The sequence below is a fragment of the Bradyrhizobium sp. CAR08 genome (assembly GCF_052871955.1).
Genome location: NZ_JBIXJX010000042.1, coordinates 1 through 19,822, shown reverse-complemented (window position 1 = coordinate 19,822; position 19,822 = coordinate 1). Strand labels below are relative to the sequence as shown.

General features: G+C 59.2%; 11 protein-coding genes, 11 pseudogenes and 2 other annotated features. Of the genes and pseudogenes, 6 read left to right on the top strand and 16 right to left on the bottom strand.

Annotation, left to right across the window (positions count from 1 at the left end; all coding sequences use genetic code 11):
* Window positions 1–114, top strand: a 114-nt coding sequence (locus ACIPUD_RS38995) for a transposase domain-containing protein (RefSeq protein ID WP_446482879.1), incomplete at its 5' end; no start/stop codon positions are given.
* Window positions 115–127: 13 nt separating this feature from the next.
* On the opposite strand, the pseudogene ACIPUD_RS38990 reads toward ACIPUD_RS38995, so the two are convergent.
* Both ACIPUD_RS38990 and ACIPUD_RS38985 read right to left on the bottom strand, forming a co-directional pair.
* Window positions 128–457: pseudogene (locus tag ACIPUD_RS38990) on the bottom strand (IS21 family transposase); the annotation flags it as partial.
* Window positions 458–778: 321 nt separating this feature from the next.
* Window positions 779–1,298, bottom strand: a pseudogene (locus ACIPUD_RS38985) (IS3 family transposase); the annotation flags it as partial.
* Between the two features lie 98 nt (window positions 1,299–1,396).
* Between ACIPUD_RS38985 and ACIPUD_RS38980 the strand changes: the two are divergent.
* Window positions 1,397–2,669, top strand: a pseudogene (locus tag ACIPUD_RS38980) (IS256 family transposase).
* A gap of 43 nt (window positions 2,670–2,712) precedes the next feature.
* Window positions 2,713–2,808 (bottom strand) — a sequence feature (AL1L pseudoknot).
* On the opposite strand, the pseudogene ACIPUD_RS38975 reads toward ACIPUD_RS38980, so the two are convergent.
* From ACIPUD_RS38975 to ACIPUD_RS38930, 10 genes and pseudogenes are all read right to left on the bottom strand, one after another.
* Window positions 2,725–3,092 (bottom strand): annotated as a pseudogene (locus ACIPUD_RS38975) (transposase); the annotation flags it as partial. Its footprint overlaps the feature before it by 84 nt.
* A gap of 431 nt (window positions 3,093–3,523) precedes the next feature.
* Window positions 3,524–3,870 (bottom strand): annotated as a pseudogene (locus ACIPUD_RS38970) (MFS transporter).
* A gap of 61 nt (window positions 3,871–3,931) precedes the next feature.
* Window positions 3,932–4,336, bottom strand: a complete 405-nt coding sequence (locus tag ACIPUD_RS38965) for an MFS transporter (RefSeq protein ID WP_446482877.1) — start codon at window positions 4,334–4,336, stop codon at window positions 3,932–3,934.
* A gap of 615 nt (window positions 4,337–4,951) precedes the next feature.
* Window positions 4,952–5,656 (bottom strand): aminopeptidase P family N-terminal domain-containing protein, encoded by a 705-nt coding sequence (locus ACIPUD_RS38960; RefSeq protein ID WP_446482878.1) that lies wholly within the window; start codon window positions 5,654–5,656, stop codon window positions 4,952–4,954.
* Window positions 5,610–5,759, bottom strand: coding sequence for a hypothetical protein (locus tag ACIPUD_RS38955; RefSeq protein WP_446482876.1), 150 nt, complete (start codon window positions 5,757–5,759; stop codon window positions 5,610–5,612). The genes ACIPUD_RS38960 and ACIPUD_RS38955 overlap by 47 nt, the downstream gene beginning before the upstream one ends.
* Window positions 5,760–6,045: 286 nt before the next feature.
* Window positions 6,046–6,789, bottom strand: a pseudogene (locus ACIPUD_RS38950) (gamma-glutamyl-gamma-aminobutyrate hydrolase family protein); the annotation flags it as partial.
* Window positions 6,790–7,333: 544 nt separating this feature from the next.
* A complete protein-coding gene (locus ACIPUD_RS38945; protein WP_446482875.1) occupies window positions 7,334–8,218 on the bottom strand; it encodes a 3-keto-5-aminohexanoate cleavage protein in 885 nt (294 codons plus the stop codon).
* A gap of 44 nt (window positions 8,219–8,262) precedes the next feature.
* Window positions 8,263–8,736 (bottom strand): thioesterase family protein, encoded by a 474-nt coding sequence (locus tag ACIPUD_RS38940; RefSeq protein ID WP_446482874.1) that lies wholly within the window; start codon window positions 8,734–8,736, stop codon window positions 8,263–8,265.
* A 596-nt stretch (window positions 8,737–9,332) separates the two neighbouring features.
* Window positions 9,333–9,610: pseudogene (locus ACIPUD_RS38935) on the bottom strand (polysaccharide deacetylase family protein); the annotation flags it as partial.
* An 82-nt stretch (window positions 9,611–9,692) separates the two neighbouring features.
* Window positions 9,693–9,882, bottom strand: a pseudogene (locus ACIPUD_RS38930) (hypothetical protein).
* A 612-nt stretch (window positions 9,883–10,494) separates the two neighbouring features.
* Here ACIPUD_RS38930 and ACIPUD_RS38925 point away from each other — a divergent pair.
* Window positions 10,495–11,240 (top strand): annotated as a pseudogene (locus ACIPUD_RS38925) (transposase); the annotation flags it as partial.
* Window positions 10,779–10,895 (top strand) — a sequence feature (AL1L pseudoknot). (Overlaps the previous pseudogene by 117 nt.)
* 322 nt (window positions 11,241–11,562) lie before the next feature.
* Here the strand turns inward: ACIPUD_RS38925 and ACIPUD_RS38920 are convergent.
* Window positions 11,563–11,834: pseudogene (locus ACIPUD_RS38920) on the bottom strand (IS3 family transposase); the annotation flags it as partial.
* Between the two features lie 1,439 nt (window positions 11,835–13,273).
* Here ACIPUD_RS38920 and ACIPUD_RS38915 point away from each other — a divergent pair.
* From ACIPUD_RS38915 to ACIPUD_RS38905, 3 genes are all read left to right on the top strand, one after another.
* Window positions 13,274–14,053, top strand: a complete 780-nt coding sequence (locus tag ACIPUD_RS38915; protein WP_446482873.1) for an SDR family NAD(P)-dependent oxidoreductase — start codon at window positions 13,274–13,276, stop codon at window positions 14,051–14,053.
* Window positions 14,054–14,562: 509 nt separating this feature from the next.
* Window positions 14,563–16,173, top strand: a complete 1,611-nt coding sequence (locus tag ACIPUD_RS38910) for an ABC transporter substrate-binding protein (RefSeq protein ID WP_446482872.1) — start codon at window positions 14,563–14,565, stop codon at window positions 16,171–16,173.
* A gap of 17 nt (window positions 16,174–16,190) precedes the next feature.
* Window positions 16,191–16,493, top strand: coding sequence for a hypothetical protein (locus tag ACIPUD_RS38905; protein WP_446482871.1), 303 nt, complete (start codon window positions 16,191–16,193; stop codon window positions 16,491–16,493).
* Window positions 16,494–16,936: 443 nt separating this feature from the next.
* Here the strand turns inward: ACIPUD_RS38905 and ACIPUD_RS38900 are convergent, their stop codons facing one another.
* The 3 genes and pseudogenes from ACIPUD_RS38900 to ACIPUD_RS38890 form a co-directional block, all read right to left on the bottom strand.
* The gene (locus ACIPUD_RS38900) at window positions 16,937–17,146 is read right to left on the bottom strand and encodes a hypothetical protein (protein WP_446482880.1); all 210 of its coding nucleotides are present in this window, start codon (window positions 17,144–17,146) and stop codon (window positions 16,937–16,939) included.
* A gap of 425 nt (window positions 17,147–17,571) precedes the next feature.
* A pseudogene (locus ACIPUD_RS38895) lies at window positions 17,572–18,598 on the bottom strand (IS110 family transposase).
* Between the two features lie 650 nt (window positions 18,599–19,248).
* Window positions 19,249–19,680: a thioesterase family protein gene (locus ACIPUD_RS38890; protein WP_446482870.1), complete on the bottom strand. Its 432-nt coding sequence runs from the start codon at window positions 19,678–19,680 to the stop codon at window positions 19,249–19,251.
* Window positions 19,681–19,822 lie beyond the last annotated feature (142 nt).

Sequence of the window (19,822 nt, the reverse complement as noted above, 5' to 3'; positions counted from 1 at the left end):
CTTGCCTTCCTGACTGACGCGCTCACCAGGATCGTCAACGGTCACCCAAACAGCGAAATCGATCAGCTGCTTCCCTGGGCCTATCGCGCGCAATCCCTCAAAGCCGTGGCCTGAGAACGACGTTTACATTGGCGGCGCGATACTCTTCCCACAACAGCAGGCGTGTCACGCTGCGCCGGCGTAGCTCCTTCTCCACATAAACCCAGTCGGGGGACGGTCGTCGGTCGCTTTCCGAGGCAGCCTTTGGCGCCGGGAACAGCAGCAGCTCCAGGCCCTCGTCATCCATGCCCTCCGGCAGCGGCCAGCTCAGCCCGGCAAGGCGGGCGCGACGCACGTAGCCATGCACGACACCATTGCTCACTCCCAACGTCCGCGCGATGACGCGCTCGGTCAGGCCCTGGTGCCTCAAACGTAGAACTTCTCGGATCCGGCGCATCGACAATCTCTCGGTAGGCATCAGGCTTCCTCATTGGTTGAATGAAGACTCCGTAGCCCGGTTGAGTTGTCGGTCGAAGCGTCCGGCACCGCCAAACGTTGCTCACGATCGCCCGAAATCGCTGCTCACGATCCTCTGAAATCGTTGCTCACGATGCGCTGAAATCCGTGCTCACGATGCCGCGAAACGCGCAATCACCTCGACACGACGATAAGAGTCACCTTCCAGCCTGGCATCAAGCATGGCATTTGCCATCTGCGCCTCCACCGATCAGCTCATGCCAGGCTGTATCGCAGGCGAGCCTCGCGATGGCGAGGTGGGGGCCTCATGCCGCTTAAGATGGACCGGCCGTCGATCGTGCAGGGCCTGCTCCAGCGCATCGAGCACGAAGCCGGCGTGCGCCGTGCGCGAGGCCCGCCAGCCCACGATCCTCGCTCGAAGGCGACATAGACGAAGCCGGTCCAGGTCGCGACATAAGTGAAGTCGGAGAGCCAAAGAACGTTCGGCCTCGGTGCCTTTGAACTGGCGGTTGACGTGATCTAGCGGGCATGGCGCGGCCTTGTCGCTGATCGTGGTCTTGACGGATTTGCCGCGGATGACCCCCTTGCAAACCCATGTCCTGCATCAGTCGCGACACCGTGCAACGGGCAACATCGAAGCCTTCGCGCTTGAGCTACCGCCAGACCTTGCGCGCGCCGTAGACGGAGAAGTTTTGATCGAAGACGCGCCGAACCTCGATCTTCAGCGCGGCGTCCTGCCTAGCGCGCGCCGACAGCCTGGCGGGATCCCGCCGCTTGGCCACATGGGCGTGGTAGGTCGAGGGGGCGATCGGCAGCACCTTGCAGATCGGCTCGACCCCATGGGGATGTCCCGGGTTCTGTTGAATGTCTGAAGAGGTCGGCGTTGCCCACCTTGAGCCGGTAGGCTCGGGGTGCTGATTCCACAAAGGAGAGCAACGCCATGACGAGAGATATCACACCGGCTGGTTGGCCGGCGACCGGGGCTGTGGACGAAGCGTTTGCGGAAGTGCGAGCGAGCTTCGATCGGTTCTACCTTGCGGCAGGGATCGAGGCGCTCGGCACGATGATGGAGGCGGATGTGACGGCGGCCTGCGGGCCGCGCCACGGTCGCGATGTGGCGCGGCGGGCGCACCGTTCGGGCCGAACGCGGGGAAGGATCGGTTTTCACGGCGGCAAGATCGAGGTCGATCGCCCGCGGGTCCGGGGCGTGGACGGCCGCGAGGTCACGATCCCGAGCTGGGAAACGGCGGCGCAGGAGGACTGGCTCGGTCGCTGGGCGATGAACCTGATGCTGATCAATGTGTCGACGCGCCGGTTCGGCCGCGCTGTCCGGCTGCCCGAGGGTGACGTGCCGGGACCGCCCGGATCGGGGATTTCGAAGTCGGCGGCCTCGCGGAGGTTCGTAGCGCTGTCGGCGGCGCGGCTGGCCGACTTCATGGCTACCGATCTGTCCGCGCTCGACCTTCTGGTGGTCCAAATCGACGGGCTGCATCTCGGCGACGATCTCGTGCTGGTGGCCGCGATCGGGGTTACGGCGAAGGCAAGAAGCATCCGCTGGCGCTGGTGGAAGGGGCGACCGAGAATGCCGCAACGGTTCAGGCCCTGCTGGACAACCTGGTCTCGCGCGGGCTCGACCCGACGGTGCCAAGACTGTTCATCGCCGACGCCGCGAAGGCATTGTCGAAGGCGATCCGCCGCACCTTCGGTTCGGCCGCTGCGATCCGGCGCTGCCAGATCCTCAAGGCGCGCAACATCATGGAACGCTGCCGAAAGAGCATCATGCGGCCACCCGTCGGGTACTGCGCCAGGCCTGGGAGCTCGATGACGCCGACAAGGCTGAAAAATTGATCCGCAATCTCGCGCGTCGACTCGACCAGCAATGGCCCGGCGTAGCGGCGAGCATCCTCGAAGGCCTCGACGAAATCTTGACTGTCGTCCGGTTGAAGCTGCCGAAGGAGCTTCGTCGATCGCTCGCCTGTACCAACATCGCCGAGAACATGATGGGCACCATTTGCCGCGTCACGCGCAATGTCAAACGCTGGCGGGATGCCGGTATGGCCTTGCGATGGGTCGCGGCCGGCATGATCGAGGCCAACAAGGGCTTCCGACGATTGAAGGCGCATAAGCAATTGTCGGTTCTGCGTGCGGCTCTTCAAGCTCGCCACAATCGCATAACGATCAATCCGGTTGCCCACGTCACGAGGGCCGCGTAACATTCATTCCGGCAACGTCGGCCCGACGTAGTTCAACAGCGATCGGGACATCCCCGACCCCATGCGCCCCACGATGATCGTCGCTAAAGGCGATCATGGCTTGGACCGGCGGTCGAGCTCCGCCATCGCAAAATAGGCGCTTGCCTTGCGCAGGATCTCATTGGCCTGCCGAAGCTCGCGGTTCTCTCGTTCGAGCGCCTTCAGCCTCTCGGCCGTGTCGGTCGGAACGCCGGCCCGCTGCCCGCTATCGACTTCGGCCTTCTTGACCCAGTCATGCCGCGTCTGCGGCGTGCAGCCGATCTTGGCTGCGATTGACATCACTGCCGCCCAGCGTGACGGGTGCTCGCTGGCAGTGATCCAGAACCATCCGAACGGCTCGGGTCCGGACTCGGGTGAAAACTTGTTCGTCGTCTTGCTTGTCATGGCTCCATCGTCTCAGGAGCTGGCCCCTCCGGCAAACCTGGGCGGTTCACCCGGGCTCCACATGGGCTTGCCGGTTTGGGTTAAGTGCCTCGTTCTTATGATGCCCGTAAGCGACGAAATCGGCGCGCTGGTCGATTTGATCGACGATCTAAAGAAGGTCGATCGAATATTGCTGTCGTCTTTGACAGGCATTTCGCCCGAGATCAGGGGAGCGGGCCCGGATCGCCTTCGGACTGGCCCGCGGGTGATAGGCGAAGGCCCTTCTATTTCCACGCGGTAAGATCAGTAAAGCCGCCGAGGCCGATCATCCGCTATTGCTAGTGAATTGGTCCAGGATAGCAAAATCACGCTCGCCGCACAGGCGTTGCAAGCGAGCTCATGAGCCGCTCCTGCGACATCATCCGTATAAAGGTGCCGCTACAGACCCCGCACTAGAAGGCGCGGCTTCCGAAGCCCGCCTTCATGATGCCATAGGCGAGCGGTCCTCCGCCCAATTTGTCACGAACGATAAGAGGAAGCAGCGCGAGTGTGGAGCTGCCCGCGAGGCCAAAGAGCGTGCCGCGACCGATCACCGCCTTGATCTCGGAGGACATCGCCGTGAAGCGCACGCCGTCGTAGATCGCCGTGGTCATCGCTTCGCGCGGAAGCGTCGAAGAACGGACATCCACCTGCATACCAAGATCGCGAAGAGTGGGACGACATAGGCGAAAGTGGCCAAGACGAAGGCCGTGAGCGCCCCGAACAAGGCAATTACAATGCGGCCGAGCTCCGGTCCCACGCTACGGATACTAAGCCCCAACTGAGATCAGGGTAACTGCCGCTGGAAGATCCCGTTGAGGCTAGATGTCGTCGGCTGACGCTTGCCAAGCGGGATCGTTGAGAGCTGAGCCGTACCCGATCAAGAATGTGAAGCCGAGGAGAACCCAGGAATCGAGATGGCCTAGTGCTGGAAGTGTGCTCAAGGTGGCAGATCCCGAGAGGATGAGACCGCGGTCAACCAGCATGACACCGGGGCGATTGAAGTTGTCCGCGATCGCGCCGACGAACAGAGACAAAATGAACGCCAGTAGTAGCGTCGCTGACGCTAGAACGAGCGCGACCATCAAATCTGAGCTCGACCTGGTCGCCATCAACCAGCTGGTGGTGACGGTCTGAATGAGCCAGCCGAGATTCGAAATATGGTTGGACAGCCAGATTAAACGAAAGTTTTGATTCTTGAGTGGCCCAAATACATCTGACCCCACGCAGTGTCGTTGGGCGTCTTTGTCTTCGTTGCCGGAGCCCTGCCGTCCATCTCATGATAAGCCGGCTCGCCTATTGCTCGTGGTCAGCCCCCGATCACTTCTGATGGAGCAAAAACAGCGACCACGACAAGCATAACAGGCTCGCTTAGCGGATGAAAGGCTGAAGGACGGCACGCGCCTTCATGTTTCGCTTCCGCAGCAAACACATGTCGTTTGACGGTATGGTAGTCCGTCGTCCGCCCGAATACATAGTGGCGCCATTTTTTCTCCTCGAAAACAGTAGGGGCTTGCGAACTCCTCAAGCAAGCGCAATTGGCTCGTTTCCGGCAAAGAAAGCGCTTCAACGGACGGTGAATTTAGCTCGGACTCAGAAGAAGAGCTCCGGTCCATTTTGGTCAATCGATTTGCTCCCTCAGGCGTGACGACGATCGTTTCGCTGAAGGCCATGCCATGCGCTGACGTGTACATGTGGAAGACCTGGTTCTGCTCCAGCCACCAATCGCGATCGGCCAGGAAGACGCGCGTGAAATCACAAATGCGAGGAGGGCATGCCAGCCGAGCGTATAGGCAGTGATATTCGTGTAGCTGTCGCGCAAACCGGCCGCCAATATTCCCTCACGTACAACGCGATCGACGTCCTCTGCATAAGCCCCGGGTCTCGTTATGCGGAATTGTTCCTCTTGAATTCGAATCATTGTTTCGGCCGACCGTAGTTGTTCGTCGGTCGGCGCGCCGATCGATTTCGGGCGCATACTCGGGAAGTTTAGCCGCGAAAATGTGGAACAGGTTCAACATGCAGGATGTCCCCCCAGCCAGCGTGCGGCCGCGTATCTCGGCATGTAAGCTTCCCGAGCGAGGTTCGGAAGCCATGACGGCAATTTGGGCATTGTCAGCACGACTGCGCCACGCCTCGCTAGTCATACCTGCGAAGACTTCACGCTCGTTGATACCTGGCATGGCTACGGCGAACGCTGCTGTTGCCGCGCGGCCGCAGATCTGTGCGGCCACCTGTAGGCAGGCAAGTTCGAGCGGAGATTTGACGTACCGCATTTCCCACATGACCTGAGAGAAATCGACAATACTGGCATTCGGGAGCAGGCTTTGGAGCTCCAAAGCCCGATCAACGGTTAAAAAATGGCTGTCGCGCTCAACGCCCATGGCTGAGGCTCCAAAGCCGCGCGCTTGGACCGTTTCGGCTAGGACCTTTATCGGACTTTCATTCTCCGCAAATGGCACGTGATCGCTGAACCAACTCTTTTCGGCGAAAATCGCACTATCGAGCGCACGAATGATAGCCACGGGTTCTTGATAGAGCGGGATAAGTACAGTTTTGGTACATGGCCGCTGTGGACCGGTATCCGCTGAAATAGACCATGTTCTCGAACTGGTCCACCACGAGCACGTCAACCCGCCGTTCGGCCATGACCGCACGCAATGATGCGAGGCGCGAGTGGAATCGCCGATCGGGAACGGCGGCGAGAAGCGTACAAGCTGCGTCATCAAGTCATTCCTCTTGATTATTTGGTCGCTGGTGGCGCGGAATGGAGATCATCGCTCGCGTGAAAAACTCCAGTGTCGTTTGCAGGATTGCGGTCCTGATGATACCCACCAAGCGCGAGAAGTCCCCAACAGATGATAGCTGTTGCGGCATCACGAACATGCCGCAGGCCGTGCAGGGAAATGATCCCGCGGCCTCCGTGAGACGGCATCTTCGCCGCCGTGTGGGCACCCACGGCATCTCCGAAGGCGCGGAAAATGCGCGCGGACAACTCGTCGGACCTGACCCAATATTCGGGATGCCATTGAACCCCGATTGCGAAACTCCGGCGGCCGCCTTGCACAGACAGCGCCTCCACAATTCCATCCTCGGCCACGGCTTAGACCTGAAGCTGCGCCGGCAACCGCTCGACTGCCTGGCGGTGAACGGAATCTACGTTTGTGTTGCTCACACCAAATAATTTTGAAAGGCAGCCATTTGGCTTGACTGTCTACGTCCGGCGGATAGCGAACCCTCATTGCGGCCCGTCGCTGGGCGGCGCCCGATGATCAAGCATCGCGGGCCGCTCCTGAATTCGGCTGCCAGCGTGCCACCAAGCGCAACATATATTCCCTGAAGACCACGGCAGATCGCAAGCAGCGGAACCCCTAGATCGATCGCCCTGCGGATCAAAGGCAGCTTGGTTTGAATTTCGCGCGGGGTCGTAGGGCCCGTTGCCTTCACTCGCGTTCCCGCCATAGAGCGATGGCTGGACGTTAGAGCTTTAACCCTTGATCATCACACCATAGAGAGTGGCAAGCAATTGCTCGATGTCAAGCCGGTCACCGAACGAAGGAAGCACTAGGGGAAACACGCCAGCCCCGGCGACTTCTGCATCGAGATACTTCAGGGGCGTCGCGTGCCAAGGATAGCCATATTGCTTGCAAACATTCACTGAGACGGCAACAAACGGTCGGCTTGCCTACAAATCGCGGGTCTTGTGCAGGACGTCAAATGCCTGCCCTGCGTCTGCACCCGGTGTCATTTTTCCGCCCTTCATTCCGTGACTATCGGCCAGCAGATGAATTTTTGCACCTTGCCAGAGCTGTGTTTCCCTAAATATTCATTGGCCACAGCCGAAATTTTGCGCTGGCTTCGAAAATGTGAAGCTTCGCTACAGCAGCGCGTCGCCAAAGCTCGGGCCCAGGTTTGAGTCTAGTCCGCTTCAGCGTTATGAATCAACGCGCGACCAGAGATTCTGTCTGCTGCTATTGCCGTGAGAATCTGGTCAACGCGTCAGCGCAGTCCTCAGGTCCAGAGCGTTCGTGCCTGCATCCGTTCGCGCCGGACCGATGGCCGAGCGCTCTCGCGGCGCTTGGAGCAGCCGGCCGCTTCCTTAATCCGGGGCGGCCAATGGAGAATGCACCTGTCGCTTCCAACCGATGAGCACGCGACATCCGCGCCGGCTACCACGGACTATTTGTCCGACTGGACGAACTTCCGCTCGAACCCGGAAGCCGCTACCAGCGTTTCACGAGGCCGAGCATTTGGCGCGCCTCGGCAGGCGTCGCGATACTGGCGCCCATGCGCTCGATAATGCCCACCGCATTTTCGACGAGATCGGTATTGGATGCCAGCACACCTCGCCGCAGGTAGATGTTATCTTCGAGACCAATACGGACGTGGCCGCCTAACCTCACTACCTGCGCCACTGTCGGCATCTCTTCAGCGCCACAAGCGAACCCGCCCCAGTTCGCTCCCTCTGGCAAGGTGTCCCGCATCGCTTGCAGCACGAGAGGCTCCGCTGGGGCGCCGTAACCGGTGCTCAGGCAGAACTGGAACAGCAGCGGCCCCTTGAGCGTGCCTTCCTTGGCGAGGCTCTTCGCGTTTTCAATGTGCCCGAATTCGAAGCATTCGATCTCGGGCTTCACACCAGCCTCCTGCATCAGGACCGCCATTTGGCGCAGATCCGACATGCGGCCCACATAGATCGACTCGCCGCCCCAAGTCATGACACCGCAATCCAACGTAGCAATTTCTGGCTTTAGCTTGATCGCGTGAAGGACGCGCTCCTTGGGATTCTTGAGGTTGGTGGCCTTGCCGAGAGTTGGGGGATCATAGGAATCGAGTGCAATCGTACCGTTTAGCGAGCACGTCAGGTTGACGATGACGTCCGTGGACGAGTCGCGGAGCCCGTTCACGACTTTCTCGAATAGATCCAGGCGATCCGACGGCGTCCCATCATCTTCGCGGACGTGAATGTGGACGATCGCAGCCCCTGCTTTGGCAGCATCGATAGACGCGGCGACGATTTGAGAAGGTGTTTTGGGAATGCCTGGATGTTTCGCGAGAACCGCGGAACTCCCGCCGGTGACCGCACACGAGACGACGACTTTTCGGGACATGACTTAATTCTCTTTTGTTGAATTGGAGAGTTGTAGTAGCCCGTTTACCGGACTGGCGCTACCGCCTTGAGAGTTGCCGCTCGGCCAACATTGCGCGGCGCGTCGCCAACCGATTTGCGCTGCGCCCTGCGCAGACGCTCTAAGATGTCGGGCCGGAACGGCTCCACTTTTCGACTTTTGACGCCGACGTTGAGCTCGACCACTTCCGCCGTCGCAGCGAGCGCACCATCACCGTCGTCGATCATCTCGTGATGTATGACGAACCGCTTTGCATCGACATCGAGAATGCGCGTCCCGACGGTGATAGTGGCGCCACCTCGTATTTCGCGGACGTAGGTGATATGAACGTCGCCGGAGAAAAGTGTATAGCCCTCGTCGAGATAGGACGCCGCCAATCCGAGGTCACGTTCGACAAGGCTAGTCGCGGTGCAGAACACCTCGAAATAAGGCACCACGTTCATATGCCCATTGTAGTCGAGCCACGAGGACCGGACTGGACAGCGATAAATAAATGCCATGCTGCTTTTCGTAGAGAGAGCCTAGCCTCGCGCGCTCGAAGTTCGTAATCCCGCAACAACTTGCGCCGTGATAGGACACTAGACTGCGATTTGCCCGCGGGTGATAAGTTTACGTTTATCCGGACATCAACGCGGAAGTTCAGCGAATTCCGTCCTAGGACGCAGAAATAGTGCGCTCACCAATAGGATCGCGAAGGTTTGCGGTGAGAAAAATGCTAAGCTGGTGAAATAGTAGATGAGACGGACACTCGAAGAGTCATCAGCCGAAGTGCAGCAATGACGCTGCAATTCCATGTATCTGCACGAGCGACCACTAGGGTACACAGATACGGCGCAGCTTTGACAATGGCCGAAATGTCGGATTCCGATGATCTCGCCCGGGTGTACCGATTTGATCTCGCCCAGGATTCCGAAATGATCTCGCCCACCATTCCGATTTGATGTCGCCCGGGCGCGAGGCGTTCTGGCTTTTCTGCCGAGCGGCGCCCGAAACGGCTAAGACGTGATTCGCCCTCCATCATTGCGCCGGTTAGCATGAACGAAGGCTTAGTTGCTTCGGGATTACTCCATTCTACGACCGCCGTGACACTTCGCCATCAATGCGTATCGGCATTCCTCTGCGCCGTCGGAACCATGTGAACGACGTGATCGCCGTTGTCGTGCAGGTACAGTAGGAAGGCGTGCATTGTCCCGGCGGTATGTGCCTTGGCGTCGTGAAATAGAATGATGCCCTTCCCTCAGCATTCAGTCGCCTGGTGATGAGCTTCAGCTCCTGGTCTGGTGTCATTTCCTCCCAGTCGCTGGCCCACAGGTTCGCTCCAAACACGACGTCCTGAAGCAGATCGAGCGTCTTAGACGTCGCGTCGAAATCGGGTAAACTCAGTCGTAGGTGCGAATTAGTCCGGATAGCTCACTGGGATCTTCAGGACCGAGACCTGGAAATTTCATTTGACGGACTACCTCCACATGCTCGGTGCCTCGCGGCCGATTTGTTTGGGGCGGTCGGGCGTCGTCTCACCTCTGATAGCGGCCTCCAGAATCTTCGAGGCGAAGTAGGTGCGGGCACCGGTATCGTACGGCGAAAGGCTCTCGCAGACCTCCGTCGAGGATCGCGCGCAGAAGCGCGGTGGTAGCGGCATCCAACATTTGGAGATCTCCCCCATCCCTATTGAGCAAGATAATGCATATTTCGCCTTTCAAGTGTGTTTGATCGGATGAGAACTCTGCGACTCCAGCGCCTCGCGACAGAGCGTTCTCTAGCTTCTCCTGACGCCTAAATTCTGCGTTCGAGGAGCTTGTATCGATGGCGCGCTTGTGCTGGCCGACAATCGCCTTGGTCGCGATCGCCAGGTCGCCAGATTTAGTGTTGGCATACGCGACGTACCTTGGGAGGCGAACTCGCCGACCCCAGCACCGAAAGTCACAATTCCATCTGTACGATCTCAATCGGCTCGCCGCCGAGACCGTGGGAGAAGTCGCCTCTGCCCAGGCTTCTGAACCCGAGCTTTCGACAAAATCTTTCAGCATTGCATTAATCGTCGCCTCGAGACTTATTGGCCCGCTACGGCCCAACCTGGCCTACGCGATTCCAATCTCCAACAGGCGGTGCCCTAGTCCGAGACCAGCGACGTCGGGCAAGGTGAATAACCGAGTTACTTCACCAGGCCGGGCGTCGACAAATCCAACCACAACACCGTCGCGCAGACAGGTGAACCGCCCAGGTTTGCCGGAGGGGCCAGCTCCTGAGACGATGGAGCCATGACAAGCAAGACGACGAACAAGTTTTCACCCGAGTCCGGACCCGAGCCGTTCGGATGGTTCTGGATCACTGCCAGCGAGCACCCGTCACGCTGGGCGGCAGTGATGTCAATCGCAGCCAAGATCGGCTGCACGCCGCAGACGCGGCATGACTGGGTCAAGAAGGCCGAAGTCGATAGCGGGCAGCGGGCCGGCGTTCCGACCGACACGGCCGAGAGGCTGAAGGCGCTCGAACGAGAGAACCGCGAGCTTCGGCAGGCCAATGAGATCCTGCGCAAGGCAAGCGCCTATTTTGCGATGGCGGAGCTCGACCGCCGGTCCAAGCCATGATCGCCTTTAGCGACGATCATCGTAGGGCGCATGGGGTCGAGCCGATCTGCAAGGTGCTGCCGATCGCCCCCTCGACCTACCACGCCCATGTGGCCAAGCGGCGGGATTCCGCCAGGCTGTCGGCGCGCGCCCGGCAGCAAGCGTGAAGTCTTCGATGTTGCCCCTTGTACCGTGGCGCGACTGATGCGGAACATGGTTTACAAGGGGGCATCCGCGGCAAACCCGTCAAGACCACGATCAGCGACAAGGCCGCGCCATGCCCGCTGGATCACGTCAACCGCCAGTTCAAGGCGCCAAGGCCTAGCGTTCTCTGGCTCTCCGACTTCACCTATGTCGCGACATGGACCGGCTTCGTCTACGTCGCCTTCTTGATCGACGCCTATGCCCGCAGGATCGTGGGCTGGCGGGCCTCGCAACGTTTATTTCCCGAGTGCAAGTACGACATCATCGCATGCTCCGCAACGGCAACCGCATTGGCACCACGAATGTTCGTAAAAGCGCCCCCATTAAGCGAAGGTCGTCAACGCCAGAGGGCGGCTGTCACTGCCTGACGGCGAGGCGGCGATGTTTGCGCCGTTGATGTTGGACGAAATGCCAAAAGACGAGGGCAGCCGTGGATCGCGTGGGGTGAAACTGGCGATCATAGTGAGCGACGTCGTGATCCGAACGGGAGTCGAGGTTGAGTATCTGGCTGGTATGATCCTGGCGATGCGTACATCTCGATGATTACGCCGGTCTGCCGTTGTCGCTGACCACCATCTTCGGCTTGCCGCGCTCACTTGCGAGCCGGTCCAGTTCGCGCGCTACCGGAGAGCGGACTATCGGCCACCGGCGCCAGGCACTCGCGGGTGCAGTTCATCCACCAAGGCAAGGATTCGGAAGCAGCGGCCGTCCGTGAGCTGATCCGACACGAAGTCGAGGGACCAGCGGTCGTTCGGCGCCATCGGCACCGTCATCGGTGCCCGGGTCCCGATCGCCCGCTTGCGGCCGCCTCGGCGACGCACCGCGAGCCCTATTCTCGTTAGAATAGAGCAAATCGGGATTCCCACAATGATTGCGACGGCGCTGTTTCTCTCGCGGCGGCGCGCCTCGGCGTTAATAGCAATGCGGCCGAAGGCTCTATGTGCCCGATAATTGGGAGAGGCTTATTGTTTCAGCGGCACTGCTGCCGCGGACTTCTGCCTCGGGGCATGGACTGCCTCAGGCGTTCGAACAATCTCGCAAGGGAATGGCGCCCCGCTTGTTTGAAAAACTCGATGAGTTTGCGTCGGGTGCGGGCTCGACAAACGGCGAATCTGGATCGCGCCGACCCCGGGCGAGAGGTTGTGCACCCGATCCACAAGGAGAATCCTGGAGAAGCCCCTCGTTTACCCGGCGATCTCCTCGATGCCGTCGCCTTAGGGATGCTAAAATGAAATCTTTTGGCTTGCTCGCACGATGCAGAGGTGGATCAATTGATCTTCGCTTCGCGGTCCGACGCAGAATTACTGCTCCGCGTCGGCCGAAATTGGCCAAATCCAGATGCTGTGACCAGTTAGCATAACATTATTCGCGACAACCTGTATCGGCGGTTGCACGAACCTAGGATGGATCATCTTCAGAGAGTAATAGGTAAAATGACTTCCGAGGTCTTCATCGCCTGTACGGTCACGCGCGGCGGGAGGCTGCCGGAAGCTGAGGATGTGCCGGTAACTCACGGGTAGATTGCTGACTCGACCATAGAGACGGCACAGGCGCGAATGGCGCTGGTGCACCTCGGGCGGGATCGCAACGCCCGGCCGAACCTGCCGCATCAGGCGGTGGTGTGGCGACGTTCGAAAGTCGGACGTAAGTCCATGCTCCGTGCACGCGGGATTGCGGGCCGATGAGCAGCCGCCAGCCAAGCTGTCACGGGCGGGTGCGAACAATGCTGAGCTCGTACCGTGGGCAAGAGACATTTTCGAGCCAATCGGCGTGCGCGTGATGAGCCAGAATGAGATACGCGAGAAGCTCGAAGCTCAAAGTTATGCCCAGCCGGAAAAATTCGTGCCTGAGAGATCAAGAGTTCTGCCTGAGACGCTGTTGCCGCGGGCGGTGTCGCTGGGAGGCGTGATGATCGGCGGCCATCGAGTGGAGGTGCTCCGGCAACTTGTCGGCGCCGACGACAATCGTCTGCATTTCTTTCGTGCAACGAGCAGCCGGCGGCGAAGGGTGAATAATAGTAATACACGTAGGCACTGCCGCGAGACGCAGCGCGGCGGTGAGGGAGCGCTTACCGGAGCTGCGGCGACTTGCTCCGTGCGTAGCTGTTCGATGGAAGCGTCCTCCTGCGTTGACTTGGATGCCACACCCAGAACTATGTTGTTCGAGAGAAGCTTGGGCAATTGGTCCGTTCTTAGGATGACATGCGCTAGAAGCTTAGAAGTTCGTGCCCGAAGGTCAAAAATGGTGTCTGACGTGGAGAAAGAAAATGTCCAAGTTCGCAGCGAATAGCGGAAACCAGGAGCGACTTGCGTCGGGATGGTCACTTGAAGGCAAAGTGGCACTGGTGACTGGCGCGGCGGGAGGTCTTGGAAAGGCGGTCGTTACCGAGTTGCGTCAACGCGGTGCGGAAGTGCATGGTGTCGACATCGCTGGTGAGGGTGTGTTCCGCGCGGATCTTTCTACTGCGAGCGGGAATCGCGATATGGTCGACCATGTTCTTTCGGTCGCGGGACGTCTCGACATCCTTGTGCTGAATGCTGGATGTCAGTTCACGGCACCGCTCGATCACTTTCCAGACGCCGAATGGGAGCGCCTTCGAGCCGTGATGCTGGATGGACCCTTCTTCGCGCTGAAGGCGGCTTGGCAGGCACTGACGAAATCCCCCGGGGGCCGCGTCGTGGTTACGGGATCATCCCTGAGCTTTGGTGGAGGAACCCACAAGGCTGCCTACACCGCCGCAAAGCACGGAGTTCTTGGTCTGGTCCGTGTTGCCGCCTTGGAGGGCGCCGCGCTTGGCCTCACAGTCAACGCCATCGCCCCCGGATGGATGGACACTGATTTGATGCGCGGTCAGCTAGAAGCCCAGGCGGCGAGGCGAGGCATAAGCACCGAGGAGGTTATCGCAGTGCTCCGCGCGAGCCAGCCGGGTGATCGCTTCATCGATGTCGGAGAGGTGGCAGCAACAGTTGGCTTCCTTACTAGCCCGTCTGCTTCGGGCGTTAATGGCGTGTGCATCCCGGTCGACCTTGGGGCACTGGCCGCCTAAAGGAACCGAGCTCCCCTACAAGAGGCGAGAAGTACGCGGCGGGCTCGTGTTACCACTCTGTTCGCCTACAGCCTTTGAGCTCGGGGCTTTATCACATATCTTCGGGATGTCGTTTGCTGACCGCTATCGATCTGAACTTTTTTGACGAAACAGCAAAACCCGTTGCAAGGCCGGTATTAGCCGTTCTGGATCGGCGCCGAGCGGGAGGTTGATTGCCCGCTGCGAGTTTATGCTCTGCCCACATTTCTACTCTCCATGCGATAACGTGTGCCGCCTCGACGGGCGTGCACTCGTACCCCGGGCAAGAGCTATATGGGTAGACCAGTCAGCAAGCTGCATGCGGAAATCCAGTGCAGTTCGCGCAAGATGAGACGTATATCTGCAAAGCTGTGCTGAAAATGGCCACAAAACTGCAAGTCGGCTCCTTATAATCCGATTTTTAATCTCGGCACGAAACCAGAAGAACCGGTCCGCGCACGATGATTAACTCCAATAGGGGGAAGCGGAATATGACAATCTCTCGACGCGCTCTCATTAAGGTGAGCCTAGCCGCCGGAACGGCTGTATCGATTCCAACGATCCTGCGCGCGCAGACACCGCTGCCTGCCGAGCGGACCGTCCGCATGGTGATGAACGGAGACCTTCGCGTCTTTGATCCGTTCTATTCTACCGCCACCATCACAGCCGACCATGCTCTGGCTATCTACGACACGCTTTTCTCAGTCGATTCGAAGTTCATGCCGCAGCCGCAAATGGTGGGCAAGTGGGGTGTTTCCGACGACAAAAAGAGCTACACGTTCGAACTCCGTGATGGACTGGCCTGGCATGACGGCACTCCTGTTACAGCCGGCGATTGCGTGGCCTCGATCAGGCGCTGGACGCAGGTGTCACCGGCTGGGCGGCTGATCTTGGAGCGCACCAAAGACATCACGAAGAAGGATGACAAGACTTTCACCATAGAGCTCAAGGAGCCGCTAGGACTTCTGATCGACTTACTGGCGGCGCCTACCGTGTCGGCCCTGTTCATCATGCGGGAGAAGGATGCGAGCCGCCCGGCAGCCGAGCAGGTGACCGCGAATATCGGATCGGGTCCCTTCAAGTTCAATGAGGCGCTTGCCAAGCCGGGCGCGAGCTTTGCTTACGACCGCAATGAGAAATATGTTCCCCGCAAGGAGCCGCCCAACGGGCTGGCTGGCGGCAAGGTGGTCAAGGTCGATCGTGTCGTCTGGAATAATATCGCCGATGAGCAAACCGCCCTTGCGGCTTTGCAGGCCGGTGAGGTCGATTTCATGGAAAGTCCGCCCGCCGATTTCTATTCGGTGATAGCGAGCGATCCCAATCTCGAACTCCAGGTTCTGAACAAGTCGGGCAACGACGTTTACATGCGCTTGAACTTTCTTCAGGCTCCATTCAACAACGTGAAGGCGCGCCAAGCGATACTTCACTTGGTTAATCAGGACGCCTTTATAGGCATCATGTCCCCCGATCCAAAGTACGGACGTCCCCTCACTTCGATTTTTGGTAACGACACGCCATACTCGAACAACGAAAATACGGGCTGGTACAAGAAGGGGGGCGATCCAGAAAAGGCTAAGCAACTTTTCAAGGAAGCCGGATATGCCGGCGAGAAGGTCGTTATTCTCCAGGCCACCAACATAGCGCTACTGAGCAATGCCGCCCAGCTTTTGGCGGCCCAGCTGCGGAATATCGGAGTGAATGCGGAGCTTGCGGCGAGCGACTGGGGCGGAGTTGTTGCGCGCCGGGCGAACAAGGGCCCCGTTGAGAGCGGCGGTTGGAGCATCTTCTTGACTTGGGATTCCGACCACTCCCACAGCGACCCGATTGCAGCCGCTGCGACTTCTTTTGCAACTACCGGTGAGACAGCTTGGTTCGGCTGGCCCAAGAACGACGAATTTGAGGCTCTCCGGATAAAGTGGGCGGACACTGACTCTCTAGAAGACCGCAAGGCGTTGGCCCGCAAGATGCAAGGAATATGGTGGGACTTCGTTGGCTGCGTGTGTCTCGGTCAGGTAGTCCTTCCAATTGCGCGCCGCAAAACACTCAGCGGCTTGATCGAAATGCCAGCGTTTGTCCCGATGTGGAACATGCAGAAGGCTTGAGGCATAGGATGATCGTGATGGTTTCGACCATCGCCGTGATCGCGCTGGTTGGAATTTTTGTCTTTCTGCTGCTCAGGCGATCGCCCGGCGACCCGGCGGCAATTGCCGGCGACAACGCGGCACCACAAATGATCGCTGGCATCCGCGAAAATCTGGGGCTCAATAAGCCGCTGCCAATTCAGTTCGTACACTGGATGATGGGCATGTTCGTCGGCGATTTTGGCGCCTCAGTGTTTGCTGGAGACCAGTTATCGAACTCGTTTCGCAACGATTGGAGCCGACCATTTCGCTGGCGATCCTCACGACGGTTGCTTCGGTGACGATTTGGTTTTCCTTCGGCATTCTTGCCGCGTGGCGAGTTGGCGGCCTCGTCGACCGAGTCCTCACGGCGTTCTCTGCGCTTGCGTTTTCCGTACCCGTGTTTGTAGTCGGATATTTTCTTATATACTGGCTCCGCCATCAAGATGCATTGGCTGCCGGTCCAGGGATGCGTGTCTATCAATTACGCCATCGGATCTTGGTTCGTGCATCTGATCATGTCTACGCTGGCGTTGAGTCTTGCCTATACCTGGCGGCGGGCTGTTTTAGTCATTGAACGTGCGGATCGGGACCTCGCGCCCGATTGCCGAATAGAAACGGCACGGCGCCGCCTGCCGCGGCTCGCCGCGACTTTTACTTCAATCAACAGACGGTCGATGGTCGCGGCGCTGATGGCCAGAACACATCTCGATCCGCCTCCCCAGGCTGCAATCGGCCATGTTGCTCAAAAGCAGTCACCGCGACGGCCCGCAAGATAGCAGTCCTGTTCTACAACGCTGTGCGTCACGGCATGGACTACGTCGATCCCGGGGCCTCGGCTTAGCGCGGTCTCGCGATCATGCGGCGTCTCGACCGGCTGCACCCATTGCGCATCGCTGACGTCGGTCTTGCGCCCCGGCACGTGCAAGCAGCCTTCTGCGTCGAGACGCTGCAAGATGCCTTGGCTCGTCACGGTAAGCAGAACATCTTCAACAATGCAGTGTCAATCGGCCCTTTAATTGCGGTTTGTTGTCAAGCTACCATTCTTCCTCTCTCCAGTGACACGCCGGTAGCGATTGCTCCGTCGGAGCTGGTCAGGTTGCGGAGACGGAGCGATCGCGGACGGCGAGACGATTGCCTAGTGGGCTTGGCAATCGACGTCGTTGGCGGCTTCGTCGCGTTGGGTTGATGTCCTAGCTGGGGTCATGGTCCTTTCCGAGGTCGCGAGCGCCTCATGATGATGTCCGGATCGGGCGCCTCAACGTTTGCAGCGGAGTGCGGGCGAACCGCCACCAGCCGATTGACCGAGGTCACCACGACCACCGTCCCAGCGGGACATCGCCAGTCCGGCGGACCGGACCAGGAACTTGCGAGCAAATATCAGATTGGCTTCGGCTGGCCCCAGTCGAACGACGTGCCATCGACCCAGATGCAGTGGAGAATCACGGCGATCTTTCGGGCGATGGCGACCTTTGCCTTCTTCATGCCGATCCGCTTAGCGAGCTTCATGCCCCAGGCCTTTAGGGAACACCACTTTTTGGTTCGATAAAGAAGGACAGTGGCGGCCTCGAACAAGTAAGTTCGGAGAAGCCGGTCGCCCCATCGAGATATCTTTCCGTTGGTGTCGGTTTCGCCGGATTGGCTGCGCCTCGGCGTAAGGCCGAGGTAGGCGCCGACAGTCGAAGCCGATCGGAAGCGCGAGGGGTCATCGATCGTGTGGCGGAACGTTAGGGCCGTCACGACACCGACCCCCGGGACCGTCGTCAGGCGACGCGTCGTCTCGTCCAGCTTTGCCAACCGGCGGACCTCGTTGTCGAATTTACCTTGTTGTTGACAGACGTTCTCATGGATCGAGAGCAGCGGCGATATCACGCTGAGAAGCAAATGATCGACGCCCAAGAGTTCGCTGACCTGGTTGCGGAATTGTTGGCCGATCGCGCGAGGGAACAGCAATCCACATTCCTTAATCAAACTGCGAACCTGGTTCTCGATGTCTCGGCATGGACACTAGCCGAGATCTGGCGACAAGGATCGCTCGGATCTTCTGGCTTTCCTCACTTTTGACTTTTACCTCTCGATACCATCCAACCCGCACCAGTTCGGCAAGCCCTCGCGCATCATTCTGATCGCCCTTGTTCATTCGGACCGACAAAGCTGCGTGCGCATGCCGCGCGTCGATGCAGTCCACCGGAAGCTCAACCCTGCGGAGTTCATGCCACAGCCAACTTGCCATCGCACCGGTCTCGAAGCCGATACGCTCGGCATGAGGCGCATGTTTGTTAAGCAGGTCAGTCAAGGCACCAGGATTAGACTTGGCTTTCCCTTCGAAGATTACTTGACCAGTCTCGTTGACAACGCACACAGCGGTTTCTCTCTGTGAGACGTCCAGCCCGACGTACTGCTTCATGGGAGCTCCTTCGAATCATTTGATTGCGAGGGCTCAACGATAACGGAGGTCGTCTGCCACGAGCGCCGACCGCAATTACGTCATCGTCTTCAAATATTGCAGGTAGAATGACAGGTGGCGACAAGACGCAATCCGCAAGCTCAACAGCGCTCACATTTGTCGTTAACTTGCGGCGCGAACGAGAAAATCCCAGCAGCATCGGTGATTCTACTGTTGATCGCAGAAAAGACGCTCCCCTTGGCAAACCGCTGGCGACTTCCGCGGACGAGCGAGGGCCTGAGGCAGGGCCCAGCTTTTGTGGGTAGGAGAGAAGCCCTCTTGGCGGCGACTGCCCGTTCAAGCGCTTCGCGGCGAGTACCTAGTGGATGTTGGAGCTGTTTGCGCACGTCATTACCGCGGTGGCTGGCAACGGCTGGTCGGAAACGGCGCTATTCTGGTTCTGTTGAAGTGACTTCCGCTGGCCGGAAGAGCAGTTGGCTGGAGCAAGAAGCGAGAACAAGCCGGGCTGCTCCTATTCAGCTGACGATAGATTTCGGCGAACCTTTCGGGCTGCTTAGGCAAGCTCAATTCAAATCCGCAAAACCACATGCAGCGGCAACTGATGCGCGCGAGGTCAGTTCGGCATGATGATAGCCGCTGGTGAGTCCAAGTCAGCGGAGCCCGATGTTTGCGCTGGTGCGCTCCGGTTGGGGAAGATCAGCGTGCAGCCGCGCCAGTTCGAGAACGCAGTCGCGCACCTTTCCCTGCACAGGTCCGCTACGTCCGTTGGCGGCAGCAACGTGAAGCAGCATCTGCTCGCTAGTTGCGGCCGGCTCCTCATCGCCTTCGCTCGTAATCGCGTGGAAAAGGTGAAGATTTCTCTCGTCGGCGCCGAGCACCTGCGTAAGCACCTCCGCGCTATCGCCGGGACGCAGTTCTCTATGATGCGACATATGTGTCTCGATGATTTGGTAGTCGCCGTGTGTTGAGCGGTACTCGTCGTCGATGCCGATAGAACGGAGCAAAGTCTCGCTCGCGTCACCGACGAGCTCGAAGTACCGGCTTTCACTGACGTGACCGTCGTAACCGATCCAATCAGCCACTACGTCTCGCGTCGGCAACCGGAGTGGGCCGGAACCGTTGATGGGCGCGGGAGCACGGTTACGGAGCTCCTGTTCCCACCTCGCAAGCGTCTCGCCGGGTCCGTAGCCCTGTGAACCTAATGCTCGCAGCAGAGCCACGAGC